At 59.4% G+C, this 12,323-nt stretch carries 11 protein-coding genes; 9 read left to right on the top strand and 2 right to left on the bottom strand.

Going from position 1 to position 12,323, the window contains the following annotated elements; all coding sequences use genetic code 11:
• Positions 1–48: 48 nt before the first annotated feature.
• The 7 genes from PH562_RS10400 (at position 49) to glmM (ending at position 8,531) form a co-directional block, all read left to right on the top strand.
• Positions 49–216 (top strand): hypothetical protein, encoded by a 168-nt coding sequence (locus PH562_RS10400; RefSeq protein WP_285172898.1) that lies wholly within the window; start codon positions 49–51, stop codon positions 214–216.
• A gap of 6 nt (positions 217–222) precedes the next feature.
• On the top strand, positions 223–1,548 hold the full coding sequence (tolB, locus tag PH562_RS10395) for a Tol-Pal system beta propeller repeat protein TolB (protein WP_374816365.1): 1,326 nt from the start codon (positions 223–225) through the stop codon (positions 1,546–1,548).
• A 153-nt stretch (positions 1,549–1,701) separates the two neighbouring features.
• Positions 1,702–2,235, top strand: coding sequence for a peptidoglycan-associated lipoprotein Pal (gene pal / locus PH562_RS10390; RefSeq protein WP_113231701.1), 534 nt, complete (start codon positions 1,702–1,704; stop codon positions 2,233–2,235).
• Between the two features lie 161 nt (positions 2,236–2,396).
• The gene (gene ybgF / locus PH562_RS10385) at positions 2,397–3,413 is read left to right on the top strand and encodes a tol-pal system protein YbgF (protein WP_285172897.1); all 1,017 of its coding nucleotides are present in this window, start codon (positions 2,397–2,399) and stop codon (positions 3,411–3,413) included.
• Positions 3,414–3,418: 5 nt separating this feature from the next.
• Positions 3,419–4,744: a tRNA lysidine(34) synthetase TilS gene (tilS, locus tag PH562_RS10380; RefSeq protein ID WP_285172896.1), complete on the top strand. Its 1,326-nt coding sequence runs from the start codon at positions 3,419–3,421 to the stop codon at positions 4,742–4,744.
• A 116-nt stretch (positions 4,745–4,860) separates the two neighbouring features.
• Positions 4,861–6,804: an ATP-dependent zinc metalloprotease FtsH gene (ftsH, locus tag PH562_RS10375; protein WP_113231704.1), complete on the top strand. Its 1,944-nt coding sequence runs from the start codon at positions 4,861–4,863 to the stop codon at positions 6,802–6,804.
• Between the two features lie 374 nt (positions 6,805–7,178).
• Positions 7,179–8,531 (top strand): phosphoglucosamine mutase, encoded by a 1,353-nt coding sequence (glmM, locus tag PH562_RS10370; RefSeq protein ID WP_285172895.1) that lies wholly within the window; start codon positions 7,179–7,181, stop codon positions 8,529–8,531.
• Between the two features lie 86 nt (positions 8,532–8,617).
• On the opposite strand, the gene PH562_RS10365 is transcribed toward glmM, so the two are convergent.
• Positions 8,618–9,082 carry an SH3 domain-containing protein gene (locus PH562_RS10365; RefSeq protein ID WP_285172894.1) on the bottom strand — a complete coding sequence of 155 codons (465 nt, stop codon included), beginning with the start codon at positions 9,080–9,082 and terminating at the stop codon, positions 8,618–8,620.
• Positions 9,083–9,504: 422 nt separating this feature from the next.
• Here PH562_RS10365 and PH562_RS10360 point away from each other — a divergent pair, with 422 nt between their 5' ends.
• On the top strand, positions 9,505–10,356 hold the full coding sequence (locus PH562_RS10360) for an outer membrane protein (protein WP_069611818.1): 852 nt from the start codon (positions 9,505–9,507) through the stop codon (positions 10,354–10,356).
• A 243-nt stretch (positions 10,357–10,599) separates the two neighbouring features.
• Entirely contained in the window at positions 10,600–11,415 is an 816-nt protein-coding gene (locus PH562_RS10355; protein WP_285172893.1) for an outer membrane protein, read from the top strand.
• Positions 11,416–11,424: 9 nt separating this feature from the next.
• Here the strand turns inward: PH562_RS10355 and PH562_RS10350 are convergent, their stop codons facing one another.
• Positions 11,425–12,177, bottom strand: a complete 753-nt coding sequence (locus tag PH562_RS10350; RefSeq protein ID WP_285172892.1) for a glycosyltransferase family 25 protein — start codon at positions 12,175–12,177, stop codon at positions 11,425–11,427.
• Positions 12,178–12,323 lie beyond the last annotated feature (146 nt).

Below are 12,323 nucleotides of genomic sequence, written 5' to 3'. Positions count from 1 at the left end.
CATGTCCGCGTCCGGGTGCATCTCAAGCTCAGCCGAAGCGGAGAAATCGTGGGCGAACCAAAGGTTACCGTAACCGGTGGTCCCAAGGCCACGCAGCAAGCCATGGCGGTAAGCGCGACGCGAGCCGTACTCCGGGCTGCTCCATTCAAGAATCTGCCAACAGATCAATATGACGACTGGAAAGAAGTCACCCTCAACTTCGAACCGGCTCTCTGACGAATAATGCTGAAAGGCTTGGCACATATGATCAGAAAATCCTTCGTCCGCCTCCTGCTGGTGCTAGCAGGCCTGATAGCTGTGGCATCCACTCCGGCCTATGCCGTGGTCGAGCTCAACATCAACAAGGGCAATGTCCAGCCCATGCCGATCGCTATCACCGATCTTCTGTCGAATGATACGCTCGGCCCGCAGATCTCGAGCGTGATCGCCGCCGATCTGCAGCGCTCCGGATTGTTCGCTCCGATCAACAAGCAGGCCTTCATCGAGAAGATCACCAATCCGGATTCGACCCCGCGCTTCCAGGACTGGACCTCGATCAACGCGCAGGCTCTCGTGACTGGCCGCGTGACGCAGGAAGGCGGCCGCCTTCGCGCCGAATTCCGCCTCTGGGATACGTTCGGCAACAGCCAGATGATCGGCCAGCAGTTCTTCGCTCAGCCGGATAACTGGCGCCGTGTCGCGCACATCATCGCCGATGCGATCTATCAGAAGATCACCGGCGAAAAGGGTTATTTCGATACCCGCGTCGTTTTCGTCGCCGAAAGCGGCCCGAAGACGGCCCGCAAGACTCAGCTCGGCATCATGGACCAGGACGGCGCCAACGCGCGCATGCTGACCGACGGCAGCGACCTGGTACTGACGCCGCGCTTCTCGCCCAACCGCCAGGAAGTGACCTACATGTCCTTCGCCAACCAGCAGCCGCGCGTCTATCTGCTGCAGCTGCAGACGGGCCAGCGCGAACTGGTCGGCAACTTCCCCGGCATGACCTTCTCGCCACGCTTCTCGCCGGACGGGCAGCGCGTGATCATGAGCCTGCAGCAGGAAGGCAACGCCAATATCTATACGATGGACCTGCGTTCGCGCACCACGACGCGCCTGACGTCTACGGCCGCGATCGATACCTCGCCGTCTTACTCGCCTGATGGTACGCAGGTTGCCTTCGAAAGCGACCGTGGCGGCCAGCCGCAGATCTACATCATGAATGCCGACGGTTCAAATCAGCGCCGCATCTCCTTCGGTAATGGCTCCTATTCCACGCCGGTCTGGTCGCCGCGTGGCGATCTGATCGCCTTCACCAAACGGGCCGGCGGCAACTTTTCCATCGGCGTCATGAAGCCGGATGGTTCCGGCGAACGAATCCTGACCTCGGGCTCTTACAGTGAGGGACCGACCTGGGCGCCGAACGGCCGCGTCATCATGTTCTTCCGTGCCCCGTCCGGCGCAAGCGGCCCGCAAATTTATTCGATCGACCTTACCGGCTATAACGAACAGAAGATCCCGACCCCGGGCTTTGCTTCGGACCCTGCATGGTCGCCGCTTCTCGAGTAATGAAAGGCTCGCCACTTTATCGCCGCAAAGTCCTGTGACTGGACCGTTTCGCGACAATTTTAGGACATCATTAACCATACTTGTTGGAATCGGATTAACCTACCCCGGTTACAGTCTGGCAACCCTGATAGAGACTTATAGGAGAGACCGGCCATGAGCCGTACCGCAACCCAGGCCGCTGGCCACATGCAAAACCTCGCACGCAACCCGATCATGATCGCGCTTTTCGTTGGCCTTTCTCTGGCCGGCTGCGCTTCCAAGAAGGGTCTGCCGAACGATGCCAACGGTCTTGGCCTGAACGGTGCCGGCAATGCTACTCCGGGCTCGCCGCAGGACTTCACGGTTAATGTCGGCGATCGCGTTTTCTTCGTTGTTGATAGTTCTTCCATCAGCTCCGAGGCTGCCCAGACGCTCGATCGTCAGGCTCAGTGGCTCGCTCGCTATCCGAACTACTCCATCACGGTCGAAGGTCACGCCGACGAGACCGGTACTCGCGAGTACAACCTTGCTCTTGGCGCACGCCGCGCTGCAGCTGCAAAAAGTTACCTCGCTTCGCGCGGTGTTCCCGCGAACCGCATGAAGACGATTTCCTACGGCAAGGAACGTCCGGTCGCTACCTGCGACAACGAATCCTGCTGGTCGCAGAACCGCCGCGCCGTCACCGTGCTCAACGGCGCCGGCTCCTGATAAGCGAACAAAGACCGATCGAAATGCAAAAGGCGGCTTCTTGGCCGCCTTTACTTTTTTGACCACACTTTGGCCGAACTCCGTTGCTTTTTGAGAGTAATTGTAAAAATCTCCTGTTCGAGCCCTCCGGCCCGAAGAATCAATAGGACAGGAAGATCCATATGAAAAAACTTGTCGTGGCGAGCATGCTTTGTCTCGCTGCCGTCATGGGTAGCGAACGCGATGCTTCTGCCTTGTCGTTGTTCGGAATCCATCTCGGGGGCCGTGAGGCTTCTGCGCAATCGGCTTCCGGCAATTCCCAAAGACAAGCACAATACGGCCAGGCACCGGTCATCAACGTTCAAAACAGCGATGCCGAAGTTCGCCTGCAACAGCTTGAGGACCAGATGCGCCAGCTGAATGGCCGTGTCGAGGAAATGAGCTATCAGCTGCTGCAGATGCAGGAGACGATCCGCAAGGCGCAGGAAGACAACGAATTCCGCTTCCAGCAGCTTGAAAAGCGCGGTGGCGGCGGTGCTGCCGCGCCCGCTGCCGGCGGTACGATGAAGAAGAGCGAAGCCGATGTGCCCGCGCAGACTGGCGGCGGTCAGCAGGACGATATTGCCGGCGTTATCACCGATTCGCAGAACGGCAGCGCCGCTCCGCGCGGCGCCGGCGGTGGCAAGCCGCCGAGCCAGCTTGGCTCCATCCAGTTCGATCAGGGCGGCGACCAGATCGGTTCCTCGATGACGGGAGCCAACAATGGTTCGGGTGCGCCGCCAAGTGCGGGCTCCGGCTCGCAGACGGCTTCGCTCGGCAGCGAGAACGACCAATACAAGGCTGCTTACGGCCATGTTCTGTCCGGCGACTATAGCGTCGCCGAACAGGAGTTCCGCCAGTATCTGAACAGCTACCCGAGCAGCTCTCGGTCTGCGGATGCGAATTTCTGGCTCGGTGAAGCGCTTTATTCGCAAGGCAAGTATAACGAGGCTGCCAAGACCTTTCTGAATGCGCATCAGAAATATAGCACGTCAGAAAAGGCGCCCGAAATGCTGCTGAAACTCGGGATGTCGCTTGCGGCGCTCGACAACAAGGATACGGCCTGCGCCACGCTTCGCGAAGTGAACAAGCGTTATCCCAAGGCCTCCAAGGCTGTGACTGGCAAGGTTGCCAGCGAAGAGAAGCGGCTTGCCTGCTGATTGCCATGCCCATTGACGCTGTGACCGGCGGCGCCACAGTCCTGATGCCCGAAGCCGCCGCGGCGGAATTTCTTCAATCTCTTTCGAAGCCTGCTCACATTCTGGTCGCCGTTTCCGGCGGCAGCGATTCCACCGGGCTTCTGATTGCCCTTGCCGAGCGGCTGAAATCCCATCCTCGCAAAGATATTACTCTGAGTGCTGCGACCATCGATCATGGTCTGCGCGCCGCAGCAGCAGATGAAGCGCGCGAGGTCGCCGCACTCTGCGCCTCGCGCGGCATTTCCCATTTCGTCCGCCGCTGGGAGGGCGAGAAGCCTCCGACCGGCATCATGGCCGCAGCGCGTGAGGCGCGCTACGCACTGCTCGCAGACCTGGCCTCCGACGTTTCGGCCAATGTGATCGTAACAGCCCATACGCTCGACGATCAGCGCGAGACGATGGCTATGCGTCGCGTGCGCCGCGGGCAGGTCGGCCATGGTACAGGCATTGCCGATGCGGTCTTGTTCGATCGGCGCATCTGGATCGTAAGGCCGCTTCTCGCGTGTCGGCGGGCAGATATCAGGGCTTTTCTCAAGGCGCATGGCTTATCCTGGTTCGACGATCCGAGCAATGAGGATACAAGATACGAGCGTGTGCGTACGCGCAGAGATCTACAAGCAGAGCCGATGTCGGGCGGCCGTGTGGATGGCGGCGCCGATCGCGCCGCTCTTTCCGGGAGGGCGGCTGCATGGCTGGATGATTGGGTCAGAATTCATGCACAGGCGTTTTGTGTCATCGACCGAGCCGGACTTTCGGCGGATCGGGCTGCTGTCGCCTATGCGCTACCTCATCTTGCTGCCATCTTCGGCGGTAGGGCGTTTGCGCCCGGACGTATGCAAATGGAGCGCGTTCTCGAATTTGTGAACGGTGCCAGCCCCGGTCGACGCACGGCCGGCGGCGTGGTCTTCGATCTCAGGCGCGACGGACTCTATCTTATGCGGGAAAGCCGCAATATCGCGCCGCTGTCGCTGTTGCCGGGTGCGAAAGGCATTTGGGACGGTCGTTTCGAGGTCAGCAATTCGGGCAAGGCCCCGGTTCGCGTCATCGCTGCAGGCACGGAAAATATGACGATTTTTCCGGCGACTATGCCGAAAGGCGTGGTGCTGCGCGCTCGGGCGGCGATGCCGCTCGCGGTGACGGAAGGGGAGGCAAAGGCGGCAGCGGTGACCGTCGTGCCATATCTTGCGCCCTTCGACCGCTTTTTGACACGATTCGACCTCACATTCGCCAATCGCCTTTCCGCGGCTTTTGGCCGCGAAGCCTATATGCGGCTGCCGCTTTCGGTCCTATAGACGGAAAAAACATGCGGCGATGCGGTTTGCCTTGGCAAGGGCTTGGCGCAACCCTATGTTAGGGATCAAGTAATGCCGTCGCTTAAGCGGCGGAAGTTTCAGTGCTGGGGAGTTCGATGAACCCTAATTTTCGTAATTTCGCTCTGTGGGCAATCATAGCTCTACTGTTGATTGCCCTGTTCAGCATGTTTCAGAACGCGCCGGCACAAACAGGCTCCAGGGAAATACCGTATTCGCAGTTCCTTCGGGAAGTTGATTCCGGCCGCGTTCGTGACGTGACTGTCACGGGCAACCGCGTCGTCGGCAGCTATGTCGAAAACGGCACGCCCTTCCAGACCTATGCACCGGTCGTAGATGACAGCCTGCTTGAACGCCTGCAAAGCAAGAACGTCAACATCGTCGGCCGTCCGGAATCGGATGGCTCCTCGAGCTTCCTGAGCTATCTCGGCACGCTTCTGCCGATGCTCCTGATCCTCGGCGTCTGGCTGTTCTTCATGCGTCAAATGCAGGGCGGCTCGCGCGGCGCCATGGGCTTCGGCAAGTCGAAGGCCAAGCTTCTGACGGAAGCGCATGGCCGCGTTACCTTCGACGACGTCGCCGGTGTCGACGAAGCCAAGCAGGACTTGGAAGAAATCGTCGAATTCCTGCGTGATCCGCAGAAGTTCCAGCGTCTTGGTGGCCGTATCCCGCGTGGCGTTCTGCTCGTCGGACCTCCCGGTACCGGTAAGACGCTGCTCGCGCGCGCCATCGCCGGCGAAGCCAATGTGCCGTTCTTCACCATTTCCGGTTCCGACTTCGTCGAAATGTTCGTCGGTGTCGGTGCAAGCCGTGTCCGTGACATGTTCGAGCAGGCGAAGAAGAATGCACCTTGCATTATCTTCATCGACGAAATCGACGCCGTCGGCCGCCATCGTGGTGCCGGTCTTGGCGGCGGTAACGATGAGCGCGAACAGACGCTCAACCAGCTGCTGGTCGAGATGGACGGCTTCGAGGCCAATGAAGGCATCATCCTGATCGCGGCGACCAACCGTCCCGATGTTCTCGACCCCGCTCTGCTGCGTCCGGGCCGTTTCGACCGTCAGGTCGTGGTGCCGAACCCGGATATCGTCGGCCGCGAACGCATCCTCAAGGTTCACGCCCGCAACGTGCCGCTGGCTCCCAATGTCGATCTGAAGACGCTTGCACGCGGTACGCCCGGTTTCTCCGGTGCCGACCTCATGAACCTCGTCAACGAAGCCGCCCTCATGGCCGCCCGCCGCAACAAGCGACTGGTGACGATGCAGGAATTCGAGGACGCCAAGGACAAGATCATGATGGGCGCCGAGCGCCGCTCTTCGGCCATGACCGAAGCGGAAAAGAAGCTCACCGCATATCACGAAGCCGGTCACGCCATTACGGCGCTCAACGTCGCCGTTGCCGATCCGCTGCACAAGGCGACCATCATTCCGCGCGGCCGTGCTCTCGGCATGGTCATGCAGCTCCCCGAGGGCGACCGTTACTCGATGAGCTACAAGTGGATGGTCTCGCGCCTCTGCATCATGATGGGCGGCCGTGTTGCCGAGGAACTGACCTTCGGCAAGGAGAACATCACGTCAGGCGCATCCTCCGATATCGAGCAGGCCACCAAGCTTGCCCGTGCGATGGTCACGCAATGGGGCTTCTCTGACGAACTCGGCCAGGTCGCCTATGGTGAGAACCAACAGGAGGTTTTCCTGGGCCACTCGGTATCGCAATCGAAGAATGTCTCCGAGGCGACAGCTCAGAAGATCGATAATGAGGTTCGCCGTCTGATCGACGAAGCCTATCGTCAGGCCAAGGACATCCTTACCTCCAAGCACGACGAGTTCGTTGCGCTGGCGGAAGGCCTGCTCGAATACGAGACGTTGACCGGCGAGGAAATCAAGGCGCTGATCCGTGGCGAGAAGCCAGCACGCGACCTTGGTGACGATACGCCGCCGAGCCGTGGTTCGGCCGTGCCGAAGACCGGCGCCAAGAAGGACGGTTCACTCGGCGCCAAGGGCGATGAACCCGAAGGCGGTTTCGAGCCGCAGCCGCGCTAAGGGCGCGAGGCGTTCAAATCTCGGTTGAGAGGCCAGCCACCTGTTTCAGGTGACTGGCCTTTTGTTTAGGAAATGACAGAAGGAGGTAACGCTTCTGATGTTGATCGGCGCCTGTGGCAACCAGCGGGTGGGGCAAAGTAATGCGGACGCAGTAGGCTGTGAATTGGACTATTGTCGGTCTCGACCTGGTGCAGTTTTTTAGTGCTTATTAATGGTAACGCGTTGTAATAGGCGTTCTCGGTAATTTAAGTGCCGATTTTTACAATCTGTGGCATGAGCCACAAGCATCGATGTTCGCAGTGTCGCTTGCATTGGAGCGGCGATATCGATGCCGCTGCAGTCCCGGTGAGGATGCGGCAACGACAGGAGTGCATATGAAACGTCGTTATTTCGGAACTGACGGAATTCGCGGTCAATCCAATATCTATCCGATGACGCCGGATCTTGCCATGCGCGTAGGTATCGCTGCCGGCACGATTTTCCATCGAGGCACCCATCGTCATCGCGTCGTTATCGGCAAGGACACGCGCCTTTCCGGCTATATGCTGGAAAATGCCATGGTGGCGGGATTTACCGCGGCCGGTGTCGATGCCTTCGTTCTCGGCCCTATTCCGACGCCGGCTGTCGCCATGCTGACGCGCTCGCTGCGCGCCGATATCGGCGTGATGATCTCTGCCTCGCACAATCCCTATGAGGATAACGGCATCAAGCTTTTCGGCCCGGATGGCTACAAGCTCTCCGACGATCTGGAAATGAGAATCGAGGACATGCTCGACAAGGACATGTCGGAGCATCTTGCCAAGTCGGAGAATATCGGCCGCGCCAAGCGTATCGACGGTGTGCATGACCGCTATATAGAACATGCCAAGCGCACGCTGCCGCGCGATGTGACGCTGCAGGGGCTGCGTATCGCCATCGACTGCGCCAATGGCGCCGCCTACAAGGTCGCTCCGGCAGCCCTTTGGGAACTCGGCGCCGAGGTCGTGACCATCGGCAACGAGCCGAACGGCATGAACATCAACTTGAATTGCGGTTCCACCAGCCCCGTCGCCCTGCAGAAGAAGGTGGACGAAGTGCGCGCCGATATCGGTATCGCGCTGGATGGGGATGCCGACCGTGTCATCATCGTCGATGAGACCGGCACGATCATCGATGGCGACCAGCTGATGGCGGTCATTGCCGAAAGCTGGGCCGAGAGCCAAACGCTGCGCGGCAATGGTATCGTCGCAACCGTGATGTCCAATCTCGGCCTCGAGCGCTTCCTGGACGATCGTGGCATGTCGCTTGCCCGCACGGCCGTCGGTGACCGCTATGTCGTCGAGCATATGCGCCAGCACAATTACAATGTCGGTGGCGAGCAGTCCGGCCACATCGTCTTGTCCGACTATGGCACGACAGGCGACGGTCTTGTGGCTGCACTGCAGATCCTTGCTGCGGTGAAGCGCACGGGCAAGCCGGTCAGCGAAGTCTGTCGCCGTTTCGAGCCGGTGCCGCAATTGCTGCGCAATGTCCGTATTTCCGGCGGTAAGCCGCTGGAGGATATTCACGTGCGCCAGGCGATCGCCGATGCGGAAAGCGAGCTGTCCCGCAATGGCCGGCTGGTGATCCGCCCGTCCGGCACCGAGCCCTTGATCCGCGTCATGGCGGAAGGCGACGATCGCGGCCAGATCGAGCGCATCGTCGGCGGACTGATCGACGTGATATCGAGTGTGCGTTCGGCGGCCTGAGCAAACGAAAGAAGTAATTCCAGAATAATACTATGGCCGCCTTGTCGAGGCCGCCATAGTATTTTCAGTTTCGGCATGATGGTAGCCTACTGGAACATTTCTCCGGGATAGGCGCCCCAAAGCTTGTCCTGCCTGACATAGCCTCTGGCGGAGTGATCCCGGAGCGAAACACGGCACCATGTTCCGGTGCAGGATTGCAGCGAGACCAGTACGCGCGGCTGCAGCTCCGCGATTGCGCTGGCGGCGGGATTGGGATCGGCGCGCAGCATGGCATTCTTCGTCAGCCACGGGGCGATTATGGCCGTCCGTGTTCCGGAGAGCAGGGCGCTGTGCATCCAGCCGGTCACTCCGGTATCATCGCGGACCTGTCGCCAATGGCCGTATTCGTCGATGATTTCCAAGGGAAGACCCGGCTTCATATAGATCCATTTCGTGGCATAGATCGTCGAGGGCCCGACGCGCATGCGTGCCTTATGGGCTCGGAGCGAAACGTAGCGCGGGATCGGCAAGCCCGTCTCGCGCCCCTTGTTCCAAGCAGTGGCAGTGGCCATGGCTGCTGCCGGCTTGACCGGCATCGCGCCTGCCAGTGTGACGGAGCTCAGGAAAAAAAGAGCAAAGCCCAGGCTGGCCCATATTGTTCGACAGTAAGTCAGCGACTTCCTCCTGAGTTATCTCCCGGCCGAAGCACTGTAATGGTTTGTTTCTTGCCAATTGGTTTAGAGGGTCGGGCCTCGGTTTGTGCCCAGGCACAGCGCTCCTGTGAGGAAATAAAGGAAGTGGGTAGTCGTATCCCATTCTCTTTATTTGAAAATCAACGTTCTCTAATATATAAAATAAAGTATAATTCTGAATAAACAGGGTAAATATTCGTAGTTAATCAGGTTTTAACTCCTTTTCATCATTATCCCTGTCATGTCTTTTCAATTGGCAAGCATTTGCTGTGCCAAGGGCAAGAAATTTGGAGCCAAAAGTCATGATGAAAACCCTGATAGGAGCGCTTGCCACTTTGCTTGTTGGCACGTCGGCCTTTTCTGCTGATCTCTATACACCGGAACCGGTTCAACCGGCGCCGGAAGTGACCGTCGCCCAATCCAGCGGCTGGTATCTGCGCGGCGATGTCGGTTATGCCTTCACGAACCTGCGCGGCGCGAACTACTTCCAAGGCTCCAATTCCAGCCTGGTCGATTTCGATCGCGCGAAGCTGGACGGCAATGTCACGCTCGGCGGCGGTGTCGGTTACCAGATCAACAATTACCTGCGCACGGACTTGACGCTCGACTATCTCTTCAAGTCCGACTTCAAGGGCTCCACGAAGGGCGATTGCGGTGCCTGCGGCCCGGGCTTTACTCCGACCGCGGCGACCTCTCGCGATCTCGCTTCGCTGACGGCCTATAGCTTGCTTGCCAACGCTTATGTCGATCTCGGCACTTACGGCATCTTCACCCCCTACGTCGGTGGCGGTCTCGGCGGCACCTATGTCAAGTGGAGCAATCTGAAGAACACGTCCTGCTCGGACGCCAACCCGGATTCCTGCGACGGGTCGGTCACGCATAACGGCCGCGGCAGCTGGCGCTTCACCTATGCGCTGATGGCCGGTACGTCCATCGACCTGAGCTGCAATCTCAAGGCCGACGTCGGCTATCGCTACCGTCACGTTCAGGGCGGCGACATGTTTGGTTACAACGAGAATGGCGGCCCTGGCTACGACAAGGGTCTGAACCTGCACGAAGCCCGCATCGGTGCCCGCTATACCTTCGGCGGCTGCCAGACCGCAAGCTATATGCCGCCGGCCGATATCCCGGTCCAGCCGTCGGTCTACAAGTAAGCAATATCCATTCCGCGTTATTGCAAAGCCGCCTGGTTTCTTCCGGGCGGCTTTTTCTTTTTCCCCTTCCGTTAAGTAATTCCCTGCTGCTTTAAAGCTTCATTAACCATGAATTCCCTATGGTTAATGAAATGAGAATGGCCGCTTTTCCGCATGGGATCCTCTTTTAAGGAAATCACGAGGAAGCACAGGCCAGCCGATTCGACGCGTGAGCGTCGGCCCGAGGATGGAAGGCGAGGGGTAATGATCCGTTTTGAGGCTTTGGCGCTGGCCGCGGCGATGGCGAGCGCATCGGCAGGCATTGCCTTTGCGGCAGATGCGACGCCGCCGGAGATCAAAATGTCCGAAGTCAGCGTCCAGGATGCCAAGGGTTGGTATGTTCGTGGCGATGTTGGTTATGCGGTCAACGCCAGCCGCACCGACACGAGGTTTCGAGCCTATGATCCGGCCCGCGGCGACTACAGTTCGAATAGTTTTGATTCGACCCGCTTCGGCGGCGATTTTTCCGGTGGCCTCGGGGTAGGCTATCAGTTCAACGATCTCTTCCGCGCGGATGTGACGGGCGATTTCTTCACCGGCGACTTCAATGGCCGCATTTCAAGCGATTCGCCTTGTTCCGGCGGGGTCGGCGGCGCGGGATGCTCCACGAAGGCCCGTTCCTCCTTCAGGGCCGGCAGCCTGATGGTCAACGGCTACGTTGATCTCGGCACGCTGGCTGGCTTCACGCCTTATGTCGGTGCAGGGCTCGGGGCGACTCGGGTCTCCTGGAGCAGCGTCAATGCCACCGGTTCCTGTGTCGATGGCACGTCCAGCTGTGGCGGTGCTGCTTCGATCAGTGCGCGCTACCCCGGCGACAGCGACTGGCGCCTGACTTATGCCCTGATGGCGGGTGTTGCCTATGAGGTCGCTCCGAACGTCAAGGTCGATCTCGGCTATCGCTTCTCCCATATCGCCGGCGGCGACATGTTTGGCGATTCTGCGGCCAGCGCCACCGCAGGCCGCGACGGGGCATTGTCGCGCCACGAAATTCGCGTCGGCCTGCGGATCACCACATGGTAGGCTCGTCGTCTATGGCGTCGTCAGCACATAGGCGATGCGCCGAAAGAAATCCAAGGTTCGAAAAATGTGTGCTGGAAAACGCCGCAGGGCAGAAGATTTGGCCGCACGATAATCGCGGCGCCAGCCGATCATGGTCGTTCTCTGCAGCCGGCTGAAACCGGCAATATTCGCGCGCGTGCTGACGATGGATATATGCATGTCCCAGCCGCGCTCGACGGCCACATCCCAGGGCAGCGACATCACCGACAGCGATTTCACGATCTTCTCGGCGCCGCGGCGCGTGACGAGATAGCAGGCGGTGGAACCCTGTGGGCCGAACAGGCAACGCCCGACGATATCTCCCTTGAGGCTGCGCGCCATGGCGCGAAAGCCGTTCCAACGGTGATTGACAAGCTTGATGAGATCGGCGGCCGGCGCGGCTTCCCTGGCTGCCGCGGCACGTGCCAGAAACTCGGCATCCAAGGCGACATCGTCTTCGATGATGATCGCCATTTCGCCGTCATTTGCCAGAAACTGGCGCAGCGCCATCAAGTGGCTGCGGTAGCAGCCATATTCGCCGGGCAGAATGGTCCGGCCATGTCGGCGCTGGAAACGAACATGGTCGACATCGATCCATTCGTCGCGCGGGACGAGCGCGCCATCGACGCCATCGATGCGTTCGAATCGGAAGCCGAATTCATCGCTTTGCCGCTGGATCTCCGCCAGCCGCTCTGCCGCGCGATCGATATTGATCAAATAGACCGGCATGGCCTGTATGGGCATCAAAGGGTTTTCGGCGAGTGCAGTTAGCGACATCGGGCACACTTGTTATTTCTATCGGCGCATAATTGGCGCGCGCACTGTCTTATATGATTGCGCGTCTGCACGGAATCCAGCTTTTATGGAGCCAAATTTGGCTTATTTCCATT

It is taken from the genome of Rhizobium centroccidentale, assembly GCF_030182565.1.
Taxonomy (GTDB): domain Bacteria; phylum Pseudomonadota; class Alphaproteobacteria; order Rhizobiales; family Rhizobiaceae; genus Rhizobium.
The sequence above is the reverse complement of the archived record's forward strand: the minus strand, read 5'-3'. Positions and strand labels throughout refer to the sequence as shown.